General features: G+C 41.1%; 16 protein-coding genes. 14 read left to right on the top strand and 2 right to left on the bottom strand.

Annotated elements, in window-relative coordinates; all coding sequences use genetic code 11:
• Nucleotides 1–69: 69 nt before the first annotated feature.
• The 10 genes from NSS67_RS19065 (at nt 70) to NSS67_RS19020 (ending at nt 12,480) form a co-directional block, all read left to right on the top strand.
• Nucleotides 70–564, top strand: coding sequence for an RNA polymerase sigma factor (locus NSS67_RS19065; protein ID WP_339315160.1), 495 nt, complete (start codon nt 70–72; stop codon nt 562–564).
• Nucleotides 565–584: 20 nt separating this feature from the next.
• Complete coding sequence (locus NSS67_RS19060; protein WP_339315159.1) at nt 585–2,078, top strand: DUF4179 domain-containing protein; 1,494 nt, start codon at nt 585–587, stop codon at nt 2,076–2,078.
• Between the two features lie 147 nt (nt 2,079–2,225).
• The gene (locus NSS67_RS19055) at nt 2,226–3,092 is read left to right on the top strand and encodes a sugar ABC transporter permease (RefSeq protein ID WP_339320637.1); all 867 of its coding nucleotides are present in this window, start codon (nt 2,226–2,228) and stop codon (nt 3,090–3,092) included.
• Between the two features lie 13 nt (nt 3,093–3,105).
• Nucleotides 3,106–3,984 carry a carbohydrate ABC transporter permease gene (locus NSS67_RS19050; protein ID WP_339315158.1) on the top strand — a complete coding sequence of 293 codons (879 nt, stop codon included), beginning with the start codon at nt 3,106–3,108 and terminating at the stop codon, nt 3,982–3,984.
• A gap of 20 nt (nt 3,985–4,004) precedes the next feature.
• On the top strand, nt 4,005–5,165 hold the full coding sequence (locus NSS67_RS19045) for a biotin/lipoyl-binding protein (RefSeq protein ID WP_339315157.1): 1,161 nt from the start codon (nt 4,005–4,007) through the stop codon (nt 5,163–5,165).
• Nucleotides 5,166–5,203: 38 nt separating this feature from the next.
• On the top strand, nt 5,204–6,544 hold the full coding sequence (locus NSS67_RS19040) for an ABC transporter substrate-binding protein (protein ID WP_339315156.1): 1,341 nt from the start codon (nt 5,204–5,206) through the stop codon (nt 6,542–6,544).
• Nucleotides 6,545–6,581: 37 nt separating this feature from the next.
• Nucleotides 6,582–9,098 carry a hypothetical protein gene (locus NSS67_RS19035; RefSeq protein ID WP_339315155.1) on the top strand — a complete coding sequence of 839 codons (2,517 nt, stop codon included), beginning with the start codon at nt 6,582–6,584 and terminating at the stop codon, nt 9,096–9,098.
• Nucleotides 9,099–9,334: 236 nt separating this feature from the next.
• The gene (gene nhaC, locus NSS67_RS19030) at nt 9,335–10,708 is read left to right on the top strand and encodes a Na+/H+ antiporter NhaC (protein WP_339315154.1); all 1,374 of its coding nucleotides are present in this window, start codon (nt 9,335–9,337) and stop codon (nt 10,706–10,708) included.
• 128 nt (nt 10,709–10,836) lie between these two features.
• Nucleotides 10,837–12,057 carry a GNAT family N-acetyltransferase gene (locus NSS67_RS19025; RefSeq protein WP_339315153.1) on the top strand — a complete coding sequence of 407 codons (1,221 nt, stop codon included), beginning with the start codon at nt 10,837–10,839 and terminating at the stop codon, nt 12,055–12,057.
• A 99-nt stretch (nt 12,058–12,156) separates the two neighbouring features.
• Nucleotides 12,157–12,480 (top strand): hypothetical protein, encoded by a 324-nt coding sequence (locus tag NSS67_RS19020; RefSeq protein WP_339315152.1) that lies wholly within the window; start codon nt 12,157–12,159, stop codon nt 12,478–12,480.
• A gap of 141 nt (nt 12,481–12,621) precedes the next feature.
• Here NSS67_RS19020 and NSS67_RS19015 read toward each other — a convergent pair whose 3' ends face one another.
• Complete coding sequence (locus tag NSS67_RS19015) at nt 12,622–13,500, bottom strand: deoxyribonuclease IV (protein ID WP_339315151.1); 879 nt, start codon at nt 13,498–13,500, stop codon at nt 12,622–12,624.
• 164 nt (nt 13,501–13,664) lie between these two features.
• Nucleotides 13,665–14,696 (bottom strand): M23 family metallopeptidase, encoded by a 1,032-nt coding sequence (locus NSS67_RS19010; protein WP_339315150.1) that lies wholly within the window; start codon nt 14,694–14,696, stop codon nt 13,665–13,667.
• 194 nt (nt 14,697–14,890) lie between these two features.
• Here NSS67_RS19010 and NSS67_RS19005 point away from each other — a divergent pair, with 194 nt between their 5' ends.
• The 4 genes from NSS67_RS19005 (at nt 14,891) to NSS67_RS18990 (ending at nt 19,243) form a co-directional block, all read left to right on the top strand.
• Nucleotides 14,891–15,646 carry a response regulator transcription factor gene (locus NSS67_RS19005; RefSeq protein ID WP_339315149.1) on the top strand — a complete coding sequence of 252 codons (756 nt, stop codon included), beginning with the start codon at nt 14,891–14,893 and terminating at the stop codon, nt 15,644–15,646.
• Nucleotides 15,643–17,394, top strand: coding sequence for a HAMP domain-containing sensor histidine kinase (locus NSS67_RS19000; protein WP_339315148.1), 1,752 nt, complete (start codon nt 15,643–15,645; stop codon nt 17,392–17,394). The genes NSS67_RS19005 and NSS67_RS19000 overlap by 4 nt, the downstream gene beginning before the upstream one ends.
• Nucleotides 17,395–17,565: 171 nt before the next feature.
• Entirely contained in the window at nt 17,566–18,432 is an 867-nt protein-coding gene (locus tag NSS67_RS18995; protein ID WP_339315147.1) for an SDR family oxidoreductase, read from the top strand.
• Between the two features lie 259 nt (nt 18,433–18,691).
• The gene (locus tag NSS67_RS18990) at nt 18,692–19,243 is read left to right on the top strand and encodes a CueP family metal-binding protein (protein WP_339315146.1); all 552 of its coding nucleotides are present in this window, start codon (nt 18,692–18,694) and stop codon (nt 19,241–19,243) included.
• Nucleotides 19,244–19,493 lie beyond the last annotated feature (250 nt).

Genomic DNA, 19,493 nt, shown 5'->3' with positions numbered 1-19,493 from the left:
ATATGTACATGAGGTGGATGCATCTTCCTAATATAAAAAAAGAGGGGGTGATGGAAGGTGGAAAACACAATGGATGAAGTTAGAATAGTAGATTTTGCGCAAATGGATGAAGAAGCTTTTTTTAGTCGTTTGTATGTGGAGCATCGAAAAATGTACGCCATTGCCTACAGTTATCTACGAACAGAGGCAGATACGCTGGAAGTGATCCAAGAAGCGTCATGCAGGGCATGGATGAAACGTAAAAAATTAAAAGATGAACAGTCCTTCACACCTTGGCTGATCCGAATAACGATCAACTGCTGCATGGATGAGCTACGGCGCAAAAAACGTGTGGTTGTAGCGGATAAGCTGGTGGAGGAAGCGGCACAGGAAATGAAGAGTAATGACCGAATTGACCTGGAACGTGCGATGAATCGGATAAAACCTAAATACCGGCATGTCGTTACACTTAAATACTACCATGACATGACCACTATCGAAATTGCTAAAGTGCTAAAAAGGCCAGAAGGTACCATTAAGACTTGGCTGCGTGAGGGACTCAAACAGCTTCGGAGTTATCTATAGCAATATTGGAGGTGATCGGAATGACAGAAAAAGAAGAACGAATTCTACGAAAGAACATCGATGATGTGCAACAGAATGTCGAAACAATACAGGAGATGAAAATCTACAACGCTATGAAAAAGGGGATTGTGGAGGGGAAGAAGCGAGAAAAGCGACGTATCTATACTACAGGGATGGGCGTGGTTGCAGCTGCAGCGGTTGCGTTAATGGTTACATACAATACGATCGGATTACCGGATAAGGAGATAGCTCAACCTTCAGTACAATCGGCTAGCATTAAAAATACGGACAATTTCAAAGCTTATCGCTCGTTCTCAAGGTTAGAGCCTGCACTTGCCAGTGCCCTTGAGCAGAATCTCGTTGTGCCTGTTGGACAGAGCGCTGAAAACAAGGGTTACCGTGTAGATGTGACTGGGGCAGTTACGGATGGACGAAAAGTGTATATCCTATATACTGTTCAGAATAATACGGACGAAGTAGTTATACATGCGGATTTTGCTCTTCAATATGAAGGGATAAAGGATTCGTCTCTCCACAAAGGCGCATCACTAAGTATGCTCGCTAGCGAGAGCCGAATTCAACCCGGGCAGTCGATGGATTTTATATACTCCACTAATCTTTCACCAACAGTTAAATATCCAAAGAAAGTAAACTATAATATTATTCTTACCGAAACTTCAGATAAGGCTCTTCTATCCAGTAGCAATAAGTATCGGACTAGCCTAGATGTTGCTTTCGAGCTTGATCCTGATATGCTCAAAGAACAGGAACAAGTTCTAGATACCGATGGAACACTGACAGTGGACGGGCAAAAAATCAAAGTGAATAAAGTGCAATATACTCCGCTAAGCACCTATGTGGATCTGGAGTATGATCAAAACAATGATAAACGGATTTTCCAATTGATTAACCCAGTTCTAATCAGTAAGCATGAAGGCACTCAAGAGAAGTCTTATTATCCAACCCTTATCACTGCTGATAATTCTGAGGTCTACTCGGACGATTCCAAGACTACGCTGGTGTTTAGAAACAGTAAAAAGTTAGTTGAGAGCAAGCCAGACAGCGTTTCGTTGAAAGCATTCGGAATTTCGGCAGTCGAAAAGGATCAAATGAAAATTGTCGTCGATCTTAACAAGTATCAGCTTATTGAAGCGCCCGGAAGTGGACTTGAGTTAGTCACGCCAACTCCAGAGAATGATGCAATGGAGGGAACGATCCTTTTAAGGCATAAGTTTGAGAATGCTCAATATTTGAACTATTATACCCGTACGTCTGAAACCTTCACGGACGGAGAAGGGAAAGTGCATCAGTATGCATATACTACAAATAGGAGCTCAGTATTAAATTTTGGCGGATTTATGAGGGCACAGGATGGGGAAGGCGTGGACGAGTTTGTTTATAATTTTGGAGCAGAAGCGAAGAACTATCCTCAGCCATTGACTATTACGTTAGAGAAATATATAAATCCAATTATGGATACGCAAGCCGTGGAGTTGTACTCGATTAACCGTTGATAATTCTATCAACGGTTTTTTTGTGATCTCATACTCTTTATTCTTTGAAATTTAAGAAATACTTAATATATACCGTACTTCTTTTTAAGTAGTTTTTCTTATTCTAAGTACATGAAGGAGGTTACCGAAAGAATGATAAACCCAAGTATGAAGAAATGGCTCCGAAAGGATGTCTCAGCGGCAATAATATTCCTGGCACCAAGCGGTATCGGATTCGCGATGTTTTACCTTATACCGTTTGTTATGGGAGTATTCTATTCTTTTATGGACAGTACGATAGAGGGCCACTTTGTAGGGTTTGATAATTACCGAGAGCTGTTAGAGAGCGATTCCTTCCGTAAAGCAGCATCCAATACATTTTATTTTAGCGCGATAAGTGTTCCACTAATGCTAGTGCTTTCGTTAGGACTAGCGGTGTTATTGAATAAAAATACATATCTTCGGAATTGGCTGAGGACTGGATACGTGTTGCCGCTTGTCGTACCTGTCGCCTCTATTATTCTGATCTGGCAGATGCTCTTCGATTGGAATGGCTCGCTTAACGCATGGCTGAACAACTTCGGTATCCATCGTGTGGATTGGATGAAGACGGATGTGGCTAGAAATGTAATCATTGTTGTTTATTTATGGAAGAACATCGGCTATAACGTGATTTTATTCTTGGCGGGATTGCAGCAAATTCCGAAGGATTATTATGAAACGGCTCAAATTGAAGGTGCTGGACGATTACGGCAGTTTCGCAGTATTACACTAGTCTATCTAACCTCTTCGATGTTCTTTGTGGTCATCATGTCGATTATTAATTCATTCAAAGTGTTTCGCGAAACGTATTTGATCGCAGGTGATTATCCGCACGATAGCATTTATATGATGCAGCATTATATGAACAATATGTTCATGTCGCTCGATATTCAGAAGCTGACTGCCGCGGCGACCTTAATGTTTGGTTGTATTTTATTGATTGTGTTGGGATTGTTTGCATTTGAGCGGAGGCATCGACAATTCATGGAATAGGGGTGAAAAGGTTGTGCCAGTTGTCAAAGTAGTACGTAAAGGGGCACTAACACTCGTCATGGCTGTTATTGCAGTTTTGTTATTATTCCCAATTGTGATCACATTCACAAATTCGCTTATGACAGAGAAAGAAATTGAGATCAATTATGGACCTATCGGGCAGATGAACGAGGTAATTGAAGGGAGAGAAACTCCTTTTGTGAATTTAAAATTACTGCCGGATCAAGTGTCCCTGGAGCAGTATGCTAAGGTCCTCCTAGACAATCCTAAATATCTGACGATGTTCTGGAATTCAGTATTCATGGTTGTACCCATCATTGCAGGACAAACATTGGTTGCAGCATTCGCCGCTTATGCTTTCTCGAAGCTGAAATTCCGGGGACGGGATCCATTGTTCCTTATCTATGTCCTAACGATGCTTATGCCTTTCCAAGTGACGCTAGTACCGAACTATATTATGGCGGATAAGCTAGGAATATTAGATAGCTCATATGCGATTATACTGCCTGGAATTTTCGCAGCTTTTGGTGTATTTATGCTCAGACAATTCATGCTGGATATACCGTACGCGTATATTGAAGCGAGCAAAATGGATGGAGCCGGACATTTGCTTATCTTTTACAAGATTATTGTTCCGATGATTAAACCTGGTCTGGCAGCACTTGTTATATTATTGTTCGTTGATTATTGGAATATGGTGGAGCAGCCGCTTATTTTTCTAGACGATCCGTATAAGCAGCCCTTGTCGGTTTTTTTATCGAGGATCAATGAAGGTGAGCGAGGAATCGCTTTTGCTGCATCCATACTCTACATGGCTCCAATGGTGCTGTTGTTTTTATATGCGGAATCGTATTTTATTGAAGGCATTCAATTGTCTGGTATCAAAGGTTGATTGGAGGAGAAAGACGGGATATGGAGTTAGGTATAGGGCTGACTGATCGTAGACGCAAACGAAATATTCAAATCGTCTTCATGGTTTTTATGGGGTTGTTATTGTTTTTCACAATATTCAGTAACACGATACAGTCTTTGACGTTGCCGAAAGTGAGAACCGAAAAACCAACAACGGGTAATCTTTTATTTACGATTGAAGGTAGTGGGATATTGCAACCACTCGCTGAAGTTAAACTTTCGAATACTTCTGGACTGAAGGTCGAACAAATTCTTGTGAAAGAAGGACAACGTGTAAATAAGGGACAAAAGCTTATTATCTATGAGAGCAAAACTGCTGAGCAAGAATTGAAAGATGAAATAACGAATTTAGAAAAGCAGAAAATTGATCAACAGAATAGGCAAGATCAGTACATCCAATCCGCGCTGGAAGAGGATGAATTCAAAATCAGAAATGCAAGACGTGATATTGAAAAAGGTAAGTTAGATATCTTAGCCCAGGAAAATAAAATTAGCGGGATAAAACATCGTCTAACAAGCGAGAAACAATTACTCTCTCCGTTCGATGGTCTGATTTCAAAACTGAATGCCGTCGAAGGGTTAACTTCAATGGGAGAACCGGATGTTATTGTATCCAACAGTAGTCGGGGTTACAGATTGGATATTATTGTGGATTCCGCGCATTTGTCTAGTTTAGGTATTTCTGCTGGAGAAAAGATAGAGGTCGAGGCTGATATGAATCATGGACAAGAAGCTCGGACCCTAAGCGGCTCCATCGAAGAAGTAGCGAATTCAGAGTCACGTACTGATAGCACCTCTACTAATGAGTCGGGGAAGACACAAACCATTGCTCAAAAGGCTCTGAGAATCAAAGTCGTTGATCCAGAACTTAAAGGAGGTGAACAGGGACGGATCAAAATCGAAAAACATTCACTCCAAGAGGGATTACTCCTATCCAATGAAGCTATTCATGAGGATCGCGAAGGTTTGTTTGTCTATAAAGTTGACGAGCAGCGGGGGGCATTAGGTAATGTCTTTGTCGCTCAAAAAGTTCGTATTCACTCCAGTGAAAAGAACGAGAAAGAAACGATGATTCAATCGGATATTCTCTATGAGGAGGATTCAATTATTCTGGAAAGTAGCGAACCTCTTGAAGACGGGAACCGAGTTCGACTGCAATAAGAAATCATATAAACGAGAAAATAGGAGGAGGAAATCAAATGATCAAAAGGTCTATTTTTGTACTATTAATGGGTGCTTTGATAATGACAACGGCATGTAATTCCGGAGGTAATGAGAAAGTGGAAAGCAAGGGGGAAACGACAACTGAAGAGGGAAAGACAATCTTGACTCTATCCCTAGCAGAATCGAGTGCATTCTATCAGGCGCTAGAGAAAAAGTTTGAAGCGAAATACCCGGATATCGACCTACAAATTAAGGCATATAAAGAAGTGGGAAATGAGTGGGGGGAGAATGGTTATGTAGAATATAAAAAAACAACGAATACAGCCCTACTCTCTGGAAAAGGTGCAGATATTTTTGATGTAAGCTCCTTTTCAATCAATGATTATGTGAGTAAAAAGTTGCTTGTGAACATGAATGATATATTTGAACACGATAAAACGGTAAATAAGAGTGATTTAGAAATGAATGTTTTGGACGCAATGAAGGTAAACGACGGCCTATATTTCATTCCTACCGGGTTCGCTTTTAGAGCGTTCATAGGTGATGGGAATATGATTAAGAACTCAAATGTGAAGATTGACGATAAGAATTGGACTTGGAAAGAGTTTGGGGAGCAATCGAAGGAAATTATACAACAGGCTGGGAAGGACGCTAAAAACAAACTTTATGCCCTAACGAATTACCCGCCGGAAGTCACACTGCAAGAAATGAGCGTGGATAATTATAATTTTTTTGTTGATAGTGACGCGAAACAAGCGAAGTTCGACTCTCCTGCTTTTGTGGAATTGCTGGCACAAGTCAAGAAAATGTATAAAGAACAAGTTATGACTTCGGAGGCAGCGGAGATAGGTAATCAGCTATTTAACTCCATCGTTATAGGGTCACCAACAGACTTTATCGATGGTCCATATTCTTACTTTGAAAATCCGGTGTACATTCAAAAGCCACATGCAGGTCAGACTGGTGGTATGAGAATCATTCCTTCATCTTCGCTCGCCATACAAGCCAATACTCCGGTGAAAGAAGAAGCTTATAAGTTTATGACCTTCTTGTTATCTGAAGAAGCACAGTCATTGCAAGATAGAGAAGGATTCTCTTTGCTCCAATCCGTGAACGATAAGAATTTAAACGATATTCAGGAAAAGATGAAAAGTGGAGCATATAAGCTTCCAACCGGAAGAGACGCTAAGGTTTCTGATGAAGAATTTACTAAGTTTAAAGAAATCATTCATACTCTAGATCAATATGCGGAACTGAATAATAAAGTGCTTTTTATTATTGGAGAGGAGTCCTCATCATTCTTCAGTGGACAAAAATCTGCGGAAGCTGTTGCAAAGTTGATCCAGAATCGAGTAACAACCGTTTTAAACGAATAGATGTATTAAAAAGGATTTTGTATAAGGAGGGGGACTCATGCACAAATCACAAAAGACATATGCTGTAGTTCTGCTCAGCGCAATGCTATTAAGCCAACCTTTTGCAAACAGCACATATGCAGCATCGACAAGTGATTCAGCTACAGCGGTATTCACGCTGGACAAACTTGGTACGATCGCTTTAAAAAACAATGTCAACGTGAAGCTAATAGATATGGATATTATTGAGCAACCGAGTGGCAATATACTTATATACACACTTAGTTATAGCAATGGTTGTAACAATAGTGTAGCTCACGTTGATTATTTCTCAAGGGTTACTACAACTGGGGGGGCTGTCATTCAAGGCAAACCTGTCACGAGAGATGTCACCAAAAAAAACATCCCTCCAAAGAGTAGCCAAATTGTAACTTACTATGTGAATATTGGACAGTCTACTAAATTGAACGGCACTAAAGTGACCCTATTGAAGTGGGATTTCAGTAGTCAGGATTATCAGAAAAAACTAGGAGAATTCGCCATTCCGGCAAGTTATTCAGTTGTCGTTCCACAAGGCCAGAGCAAGAAGCTCACGATGGATAATCTGCTAGTAAACATCAAAGCGGAAAGTCTACAAAGACTTAATAGGAATGGAAAAGTATATATGAGAGTTGGCGTTAGCTACACGAATTTGGGTAAAAAAGTGCTAAGCGGTTCCACTTATATTACTTACCTGAAATCAGCCGGAGGTTCGCTGTTCGAACTTAAGCAGGAGGATGCCAGAAGCAGTATCAATGTACAGTCCCAAGAGAAGAAGACGGTTTACTATTTAACGGAAGTTCCTTCCTATATGAAGACTGAACATATGATATTGCAATTTGCCCAAGAAGATGAAGCTTTGAAAATAATGCTGCCTGTGAAATCGTATAAGCTTCCTGCAGTAACAACTTCTGACTTTGCTGTGGCTAATTATGCTGTAAAAAAGCTTTCTATTAAGAATAACACGGTTGAAACGCAATTGAAGAATGCTTCCGTATATTCGGAAAATGACTCCGCGAAATGGAATCTTCAATTCCGTCTTAAGAATCTTGGGAATAAGCCTATCATGCTTCCTGCATACGAGCTTACGGTTAAAGCTGCTGAAGGATTCAGTATTCCGGTAGATTCAAAAGCACTTGCGAATGTAACCTTGAAACCGCTTGAAGAGAAGATCGTCAGTCTCAGTGCGGAAGTGCCATTAATACTTAATCAAGGTAAGTTAAAGCTGGAGTGGACGGAACCCGCTGTTGACGACAAGGTTATTTTTCCAACTGCGTTGTATAACATTCCTTATGCTCTAGAAAACAATAATCTGATGGGACAAGAGTATACGGTCGAGAATAGGTACGGGAAATTCATGGTGAAGCTTGGATCCTATCAGCGTTTGCCTTGGGATGATGGTGATCAAATCGTAACTAATATCAGCATCCGTAACACCGGCTTAACCTCAGTGCATCTACCATCACTAAAAGCTATAGTCAAGGCAGGGATAAGTGATCTTAGCAGCACTGCCCAGATCGTGACCACTAATACGCAAACGTCGCTTAATCCTAATGAAACGACAGAGATCTATGTGATAGCAAGGCTCCCCTATTCTTTTAGTTTCAATCAGCTAAAGATTGTGCTGCAAGATACCTCCGGAGATGAAGTCACGAAGTTTCTGTCTATGAATACAAACTCGCTAAATAATGTGATCCATACGATTGCTGTAGGTGAATCTCATCATCTGAATTCGTTAGGCAAAAAAGCAGAAATCCGTGAGCGTCGGACAACCACTTATCATGTAAACAATTCTAATTTGATCTATACGGAACTGGAAATGATTAGCCAAGAACCACGCCACTCGAAACAGGCTCAGCTTGTGGCATATTACAAAACACCTGACAACCAATTTTTCAAGGCGGTGGTTAGTCAATCGACAACTCCAACAAGTCCTAATGGTAAAAACCTGGTTACAATCTGGAGTAAGCTTCCGCAAGGGGTGAGTACGTCTGATCTTGCGCTTTATATTGGTGAAGGGGTTGCTGACGGCAAGCTTACAGATTTAGGGGGGGCATCAACTGGGTTTATCAATAGTGTTAAATTAGCACTTACCCCTAAAGCAGAAATCTCACAGAATAATCTGACTAGTGTGGATCTATTCCCTTACAACCTTTCAGTTGCAAATGCAGTGAGTACGGTTACTGAAGAGAAGGGTACATTAGATATAGTGATGAATTATAGCTTATCCGAAAAAGAAGCTCTTGAAGCAGGTGCCTATGAGCATAAGCTAGTCTTAGAAATTATTGACCCTTACGGACAATCCATGGAAAAGACTTTGGAACTTGGGTCTGATTTGCTAATCGGTAAGAATAAATCATTCACAACTTCGTTTAATAGTAACTTTCACAAAATATTAAGGGGAGGAAGTATTCGTATAAATCTATATGATGAATTCCATGGTCATAGGGTGTTGCTAGGGAGTCAGTCCTACCCATATACTTATATTGCATCGGAAACGAGAACATCTAAAAGTACTGGTAGCACAGGTAATTAAAATTGGGTATAGAACCAAGTCAAAAGTGTTGGCATAAATGCCAGCACTTTTTCGCATATACTTATGAACTTTTTATGGAAATTCCTTCAATGTATGTTCTTAACATTGACTAACCTCATTCTTATCGTTAAGATTACCTCTGTGCTTCAATGCCCAAAAGCCTAAAAGCTTAAACGTGTGGAAGCATGCAATCTTTGAAATTTACACCTAATACAATGTTAAGGAGCATTATCGTCATGGAACGACAGCTTAGTTTCTCAAAAAGTATGATCATCATCATTTTTATTCTAGCACTACTATTTGTCTCCATCTTCCTGTTGAAAGCGGAGCCACATCTACCCCTTCTCGTAACTACAATAGGTACGGCCGTCTTACTAGGGATATTTGGATTCTCTTGGAAGAAGATCGAATCTGCCATTATTCAAGGGATACAAACGGCCATCATGCCGATTCTAATCCTCATGCTGATCGGAATTCTGATCGCTGTATGGATGATGAGTGGTACGGTGCCGTCGCTTTTATACTATGGTATGGATTATATTAATCCGAATTATTTTGCAGTGAGCGCGTTATATGTCACGATCATCGTCTCGATGTTTACTGGAAGCTCATTCACGACAGTAAGTACGATCGGTGTCGCCTTAATGGGAATTGCAGTAACTACGGGGATTTCTCCAACTTTGGCTGCTGGAGCGATTATCAGTGGGGCTTGCTTTGGTGATAAAATGTCGCCTCTTTCCGATACAACGAATTTTGCGCCTGCCGTGGCTGGAATATCCTTATTTACACATATTCGTAACATGGCATACACCACGGTGCCGGCGCTTGTTATAACCACTGTCTTTTTCCTGTTCGCACCAAAAGGCAATTCGATCGACTTATCCTCGATTAAGGATATCAAGCTTGCTTTGCAAGATGGATTCCAAATTCACTGGTTAACGTTGCTATCGCCGCTTGCTGTTATTGCTTGCTCTATCAAGCGGATTCCGATCCTGCCTACGCTAATCGTTGGTATTGTTAGTGGACTTCTTGTGACGGCTTTGATTCAGCAGCAGACTGAAATCGATGTCTGGTTTAATGTAATGCAGAACGGATATAACAGTAATATCGCGAATGAAACGGTTGCTTCTATCGTCAATCGTGGGGGAATGCAATCGATGATGTGGTCTGTATCTCTAATCTTGATTGCCTTATCCTTAGGTGGTTTGATTCAGCATTGCGGTGTTATTGAGGCCTTTTTCCGTAAACTCATTCAACCACTCAAGCGTAAAAGCAGCATTGTTCTTATGAGCGGAGCGTCATCCATTGCGGTAAATGGCATGACTGGTGAGCAGTATCTTTCTATCCTTTTGCCAGGTCAAATGTTCAAAGATGAATATAATCGCCGAGGCATTCCAGCGAAGACATTATCCCGTACGCTTGAGGATTGCGGAACACTGGTGAATCCATTGATTCCATGGGGTGTCAGCGGTGCGTTCTTCGCCGTGACTCTGGGTGTACCCGTTATAGAATATGCACCTTATGCAACCTTCTTATGGTTAAGTCCATTCATCACATTTGCTTATGCGTTGATTCCTAGATTGCAAAAGAACTCACTAGGTAAGGAATAAGAAATCTCAAGATAATGGACACCTAATGCATTGATTCAACGTATATAAAGAATACTATGCGTTGAGTCAATGTGAACAAGCTAGTATTCTAAGCTGAAAAAGTGGACAATTTATCGGAGGTAATAACAGTGAGTCGCAGTAAGTTACAGGATCGAATCAGATTAGGCAATGTCGAAACCAAGCACGCAGAGCAATTTAATAATCTACTGCGTTATGTATTTCAAGTGACCAATCGCGATCTGCAAATCTTTGGCTGGGAAAATAGAGAAATCACTCAAGCAAAGTTGCCGGTACTCAAATATGCGGATGTTCTAGGTTGGTTTGATGGAGACAAGCTCATATCTCAGTTAGCAGTATACCCATTTCAAGTGAATATTTTTGGGCATATTTATGATATGGGTGGTCTAACCGGAGTAGGAACTTATCCCGAATATGCCAACTTGGGCTTGATGAACAAGCTAATGCTTCATGCGTTAACTAAAATGAGGGATCGTAAGCAATCGATCTCCTATCTTTTTCCGTACTCGATTCCCTATTATAGACGGAAAGGCTGGGAGATTATCACCGATAAAATCTCTTTTGAGGTTCCAGATACGCAGCTTCCCAAACCAAGAAATGTTCCAGGAAATGTGGAACGAGTAAACATTGAGCATCCAGACATCAAAGTGATCTATGATCAGTTTGCCGTGCAGCATCATGGTGCGATGATTCGTAATGAGCTAGCTTGGGAAGAATATTTGCGGTGGGATTTGGATGATATGACGGTCGGCATTTATTATAATCATGATGATTTGCCCATGGGATATTTGTTATATTGGATTGCCGAGGAGATCTTCTATATCAAAGAAATGGTATTCATTAACGAAGAGGCGAGAACAGGCTTATGGAATTTTATAAGTGCGCATTTTTCTATGATTACACTCGTCAAAGGAGACATTTATAAAGGAGAGCCTCTTGCGTTCATTTTAGATGATGGTGATATCAAGGAAACTATTGCTCCTTACTTTATGGCTCGGATTGTGGATATTCATTTATTTATTGAACAATATCCGTTTAAAGCGCAGGACAAAGAGTGTAGCCTTATTTTTACTTTGAGCGATCCGATGCTGGAATGGAACCGAGGTACATTTACCCTCAACGTGGATCAAGCGGGGAAAGGGACTTTGCAAAAAGGGGGAGTAAATCCTTCACTTGCGATTGATATTCCTACATTAACAACGATGTTAATGGGTTATAAGCGGCCAACCTACTTGGCTCGAATCGGCCGTATTCAGTCGGATGAGGCCACGATCCATTTACTTGAAGGACTGATTAGACCGGAGCATCCTTATTTCTCTGATTATTTTTAAAATATGCGACCTTCGAAGCATACTCAAATGAGTGTGCTTTTTTGATCTTTTTATAGTAGAATAGTCTCTCAGCAACACAATATGATATGAGGTGTAAGAATGGCAATTAATTTTTCTAAACCAGTGATCAATAAAGTACAACAAGAAATTACCGAGCTCGAAAACAAAATCAAAAACACGCAGAGCAAAAAAGAAAAATCAAAATTCAAAATTAATCAATTAGAACAGGATATGAAATTTAGCAAGTCTCACACTGATTTGAGTAGTAAAATGACCCGAATTAAAAAGTTGAACGATGAGGTAAAGACCTTAAATCGTATGCAAGCTGATCTTTCAAAAGAATTAACTGCGAAGAAAAATTCGCTTAAGAAGCTCCAAGTGAACGAAACTGCATCTGTTACGAATGATCCTGCAAAAGGATAACTTGAGTATAGCTTACACAGATAGAAGCCGCATGGTTTGCGGTTTTTATTTAAATATTATAAAGTAAGTTATTTACCTATACTTTATATCTAATATTTCTCGCTTAAACGCTTACCGTCCTTATAAGGACGCCGAAGGCGTTTATGCTTGTTTTATCAGCTCATCAGTTTCTCCTCGTAATAATGAAATCTCATGCTTATAGGGTGCGTTAACATATTTCTTTACACCGATGGAGGGGGTCTCTAGGAGCTTGGGAATGGTTGTTAGCTGTGGATGGTGGACTACATATCGAAGCGCCCGAAGGCCGATATATCCGTGTCCAATATTTTCGTGTCTGTCTTTTCGTGAGCCCATGGTATTCTTTGAATCATTTACGTGAATGACCTTTAGGCGCTCTATTCCAATTACGCGATCAAATTGATCCATTATCCCATCAAAATCATCCTTCACATTATAACCAGCATCGTGGATATGGCAAGTATCTAAACAAATAGACAGGCGCTCGTTATGAGTAACTCCTTCAATGATCGCTGCTAGTTCCTCAAATGTAGTTCCGCATTCACTACCTTTTCCCGCCATGGTTTCTAATGAAACCTGAACATTCCGTTTATCTGACAGCACTTTGTTCAAACCTTCCACGATCCGAGAGATTCCGGCCTGTGGTCCAGCACCAACATGGGAACCGGGATGAAGGACAATTTGTGTAGAGCCTAAAGCTTCTGTTCTAATAATCTCTGATTGAAGAAACTCAATACTGTGCTCAAAGACCTGAGTTGATATCGTATTGCCTAAATTAACAATAAACGGAGCATGCACAACAATATTAGAAATTCCGTTAACTTTCATGTGAGCTTGTCCGGCTTCAATATTCAAAGCTTCAATGGGTTTGCGACGTGTATTATGAGGTGCTCCAGTATATATTAGGAAGGTGGTCGCTCCATAAGATGCTGCCTCTTCACTAGCTCGAAGGAGCATCTTTGGTCCAGTCATGGATACATGTGACCCTAGGAGTAAAGACATCTTGTTTAACGCTTCCTTTCTTTTGAGAAAGAGATCAAATTTTTAGTCACGATATGTCTATTAATATTTGTAAAATGCGCTAATTATATGTATTCAAGCTTAGGTATAGGTTGTCTCGTCCAACGATCTCCTAGAGAGACAACCTTACCCACCAAAAACAATCGCTATTCAGTAGCGGTAATCGTCTCGCCTTGGATCGGCTTCAATCCATTCTCCCACCTAACAGGGATCGAACGAGAGTTGAACAAATTCACTCCATCAGAGATCTGGAAATGTAAATGGGGCTCACTAGTGTTGCCCGAGTTACCCGTCAGCCCGATAACATCACCTTTTTTGACTTTATCTCCTGGCTTAACTGTAATCGAACCTTTTTTGAGATGAGCTAGATGGCTATATTCACCTCCGTGATCAATGACCACGTTATTCCCCGTTGCCTGATTTGGATTCATGACACCGACGGGTTCATTATCTTTAATATCATTCATAACCGATACGATAGTCCCATCCGCAGGAGCGAGAATATTTTTCCCAAAGGCATAATAGCTTTTGTTTTTTAGCGGATCTCCTTTATATGAATAGTTATCTTTGGCTTGGATGAAATCATAAGCGTAACGCTGGATCTCTAATTCATAATGATAATTTACGAGAACATTCTCTCCGCCCCAAAATACAAACCAGTCGCCTTGGAACGGTAATGCGTATTCGTGCTTACTTAGTTTCTTGTCGGTCTCTGGGGAGGACGTGAGCTCCTGAACCTGGATTAAAGAAATGGTTCCATCTGGATCAAACATTCCGATAAGCCCTTTGTTACCCGCATCACTCACCCAAGTGCGTCGATCAAATCCATTAAGCTGCATATAAGCAGTTTTATTCAGTGCCTGGATATCCTTCGTGAATTCCTTTGCGGTCTCAGCTAACTCAGTTTCACTAACCTCATCTTTCAAAGGCTGGCTAAAGTGGGTGTACATATCCTTATAGTTCCCATTAAGCAATAACTTTGGCAGATCATCTGGCTGGAAGATTGCTTCGTTTGATTCAACGGGTGAACTGGATGTTTGCTCTACTTTCTCATTTTTACTCATATTCGCATTTCCTCCTCCACAAGCCGTCAGCAGCAAGGTAAGTGATCCTATCGCCAAAACTGTTTTTACTGACATTCCCGGTTTGTTGATAATTTTTGTAGAGCTTTTTTTCAAGAATATCGCCTCCCAATAGTAAAATTATTGCAAACGAGTCTTAGCTCTTCTGAAACGCTGTATTAATACGTTCTTAACTTTTGGGATAGTTGACGACTACGAATTAAGCTTCTGTTAAGGTAAGTGCGATTGATAGCGTCAAGAATCATGCTATGATGATAAAAACAAGGGCTATTTGGAAAGGGAATTTCACAATGAATGAAGCATCGATTTTACTTGTAGATGATGAACAATCGCTATTGGAGATTATGGAGACAGTGCTGCGGAAGGAAGGTTATCTGAATATTGATACAGCGGTGACAGGTGAAGAAGCTGTAATCGCCTGCGAAGCCCAAAAATATGATTTGATCGTATTGGATGTGATGCTGCCAGGACGCAGTGGAATCGAAATCTGTCCTTTTATCCGGCAGACGACGGACGCGCCCATCCTGTTTCTTACGGCTCGAACCTCTGATTTTGATAAGCTGACTGGATTTGCTATCGGTGGAGATGATTATATCACCAAGCCCTTTAATCCACTTGAAGTAGTCGCACGTATAAGAGCGCAGCTGCGGAGATACTTAAGTGCCCCCACTCATTTTAATGCTGAAAAGATCCCGGTGACCGTTCCCAATAAAGCTCCGAACGTATATGATTACGGAAGGTTTAAGCTTGATGAAACAGCAGGGGAGCTTTTGGTAGATGGCCGCTCCGTTTCTTGTCCGGCACTTGTGTTCCAATTGCTGCTGTTTCTATGTAAACATCCCAATCAAATATTCAGTAAAAGTGAATTATATGAAAAGGTTTGGGGCGAAGAAGCCTTAAGTGATGATAACACAGTCATGGTACATATTCACCGCATTAGAGAACGTATAGAAGCAGACCCGTCCGACCCGAAATTTATCGTTAACGTTAGAGGTCTTGGTTACAAGTTGGTTAAAGTAGAACGCCAAGGATTGTCTATGCCATGAATATCAAGCGCAGGCTAACGTTAAAGTTTGTACTACAGCTCGCAATTACAGGTATGGTAGTTCTCGCTATTTCAGCTCTAACGCTAACATGGATACTGCTGCGGTTTCTTGATATTAGTCTCACACGTGATTTTGCTAGTGTTGGCCTTGAACAATTGATAGAATCTTCTAAGGTTGATGAGAACGGCTTTCAATTTTCCCCAAGCTTACTGGAACAAGTGAAGAAAAATAAAGGCTGGCTACAAAGTCTTAATGAAGATGGACAAGTTGAAAGTGCCTATAATACACCTAAAGATGTACCCAAACAATATGGTCCTGGCGAATTAGTTGCCTATTGGACGGGGGATCAGCCGTTTCCTTATCATCTGGCGCTATGGATTCAAGAAAAGCATGGTAAAGAGTTCACACTGGTGTATGGTGCACCTAATGTGCTAGATCCTCTATTAAAGAAAGTGAGCGAAGGCTCATTCTTAGCTGTGAAAGGGGAGCCGTTACTTCCTGACGATCTAGAAAAAGAAATAAAGACAGCCCAAGCTTTTGTTCAACTCATAGATTCGTCAGGCAAGGAAATATTCTCGTATAACAGGCCTAAAGTGATACCCAATCAATACTCCGTTCAAGAGCTTGCACTACGCAGCATGTACAGTGATCGATATGGGTATCATGTTCTATCTTCTTTTGATAAGGAGACAAGGCGTACTTGGATCGTAGGAGAACCTAATATCAAAGGAACCGATCCTGGAAAAACAGTGCGGGTGCCAGAAGAGGTGAAAGTAGTTATTATCGGCTCATTCGCCATGCTTGTCGCTTTATTGATCGCGTTTGTGTTGCTTTCGTTATGGCAAGCACATCGTTTTGGTGCGCCAATGCTGCATATGCTTGTGTGGCTCGATTCCATCGGAAATGCCATTTATACAGAGCCAAAGGATCGTAAAGGGCTTCGTCGCAGTCGAACACCTGTGGGTAAATGGAGACGAAGGTACCGTGTTTTTGCTGATGTCATGGTTTCGATTGAGAAATTATCGGCAACCTTAAAGAGAGATCAAGCTATGCGGGAAGAGACGGAGAACTTGCGAGAGGAATGGATCGCGGGTGTTACTCATGATTTGAAAACCCCATTATCCTCAATAACTGGATATGCTCATTTACTCGCGGAACCCTCATATGATTGGTCGAAAGAAGAAATTCGAAAGTTTACAACAACTATGTTAGATAAATCCGCCCATATGGATATGCTGATCAGTGATCTTGCGATGACTTATCGTCTAAAGTCGGGAATCAAACCACCTGAGACCATGGAGGTTGAACTAAACGCTTGGCTGCAACAGGCACTTGAACAAGCTGCAGCTAATCCAGAATATGGTAAGCAAAGAATTGTTTTTCAACCTGCACAGTCTGAGGTTAGGGCCCAGTTGTATACTCCGTGGCTGGAAAGGGTAGTTAACAATTTAACTGCGAATGCCCTGCTTCATAATCCGCCGGATACGATTTTGACTGTCTCGCTAATTCCGAATGATAAGGACAGTGGATTTACTATTCAATTTGCTGATGACGGCAATGGAATGGATGAAGAAACAATGAATCGGCTATTTGAGCGATATTATCGAGGTACGGATACAGTAACTACCTCCAACGGTTCTGGTCTCGGCATGGCGATCTCCAAGGGATTGATCGAATGCATGGGTGGCCGGATTACTGTCGAGAGTCACCCAGGTGAAAGAACCGTTATTAAGTTAATATGGAGCTGATCGCAAGCCCTCGCTGCATTCCAATCGGAAGCAGTGAGGGCTTTTGTTTTTATGTTGAGTTAAGGGAGGGGATATAAAAGAGTTGACACCCTTTTTAATTGTAACTACAATAGTTACAGGTGGACGATAATTAAGAGGATGATTACAAACCTAATTTGAGGAGGACTTAAAATGAAAATAGCTATAACAGGAGCAACAGGTCAATTCGGATCATTGGTAGTTGAAGCTTTACTTAAATCTGTGCCCGTAGAGGATCTTGTAGTTAGTGTTCGGAATCCAGATAAAGCAAGTGATCTTAAAGCTGGTGGAGTGGAAGTTCGTCAGGGTGACTTTGATAAGCCGGAGACACTGGATGTAGCATTTGCTGGTGTGGATCGACTGCTAATCGTATCTGCAGATGGAGATAACGAGACCCGAATTCGCCAACATAAAGCAGCTGTTGCTGCAGCCGCTAAAGCAGGTGTTGGTTTTATTGCCTACACAAGCGTAGGACATGCAGAGAAGAGTGAGCTGTTTCTAGCAGAAGTACACCGTGTAACAGAAGAAGCCATTCGAGCAACTGGAATTCCGTACAGCTTCCTTCGCAACAATTGGTATATGGAGAACGAAGTTGGATCTATTCAGGGTGTAGTAGCAGGTGCCCCATGGGTGACCTCAGCGGGTAGTGGTAAAGTTGGCTGGGCAGCGCGAGGAGATTATGCAGAAGCTGCTGCTAATGTTCTAACAGGGAAAGGACATGAGAATACTGTTTATGAACTGTCAGGCAAGCCTTTAACACAAGAAGAATTAACTGGAATTATAAGTGACGTAATCGGTAAAGAAATCAAAGTGATGCAAGTAGACGACGAAGCTTATGCGAAAATCATGGCAGAGGTTGGTGTTCCAGAAGCTGCTATTCCAATTGTTGTTGCGATTCAGCGTGGTATTCGCGAAGGATGGCTCGATATTGAAAGTAGCGATCTGGAGAAATTACTGAATGGCCCTGCCACTCCGCTAGCGGATGTCATCCGTAATCCAGTAAATAGTTTGCAAGCTTAAACAATATAAAAGGATTCAAGGCTTCTTCTCGGTGAATAACCAGGAGGAGCCTTTTTTTATTGCGCGGTCAACTTTTAATGATAAAGATTTCGTGAATATTCATTATTTTGACGAGGCTACTTATCGATCTCATGTTAATGTAATAATAATGATATAATAGAAAACATATGTGAACTGTTGGTGTAATGAGAGTGATTGAGTCGAAGTTGCGATATGAAAGACCTGGGGGCAGCAGACAAAGAGAAGGGGATGAATATCAATGAGGAAAAAAATCTTGATGACTTCTGGAGCAGTTGTTGTTGTTGTTGCATTAGGGGCATTTTTGTTAGTGGGGGGGAACGATAAAGAAACGCCTACAGCAAGCGATACATCTAATGTTAAGCAATTAGTGCAGGAATATAGTTCAAGCGGCATGAAAGACCTGTCTGCTTTCATCACTTCAGAGCAGCTCATTGTGACTGATAGCAGCAATAAATCGACAACCTATGACTTACCCAAAGACGAGTTTTTTGTTTCCATTGCTCCATATGTTAAGAATACCCACCCCTGTGCAACCCACAGCTTGACTGGATGCCAAGGGGAATTAACGGAACAAGAATTTAAGGTGTATATCAAAGACACTGAAGGAACAGTGATTGTGGATGAAACCATGAAGTCCCAATCTAACGGGTTTATTGATCTTTGGTTACCCCGCGATAAGGAATATAGCGTAACCATTGAGCAGGATGGAATAAAAGCGAAAGCAGAGCTTTCCACTTTTAAGACTGATAATACATGTGTTACGACCATGCAATTAGTAGAGAGTATCTAAGCACCAGAGATAGTAAAGTCGCTTTTATGATCAAATCGCTTCTTCCTCCTAATTTCCTGTAGCGGACTCTATTGAAGCTATTTTAGGTTTTCGGATCATTTTGTGGACTTATTGGACTGCATAGCTCTTATTACCTTGAAATGATGCAGAATCGGAGTGTTTTAATGGGAATAACTGCATCTGAGTCCGATAGAATGGAGAAAAGCCAGAAATAACCGAAATAAGGTCTTCTCAGTCCGAACCATTGGTG

The sequence above is a fragment of the Paenibacillus sp. FSL R10-2734 genome (assembly GCF_037963865.1).
Classification (GTDB): Bacteria; Bacillota; Bacilli; order Paenibacillales; family Paenibacillaceae; genus Paenibacillus_AQ.
Note: the sequence above shows the minus strand (reverse complement) of the source record. Positions and strands in the feature narration are given on the sequence as shown.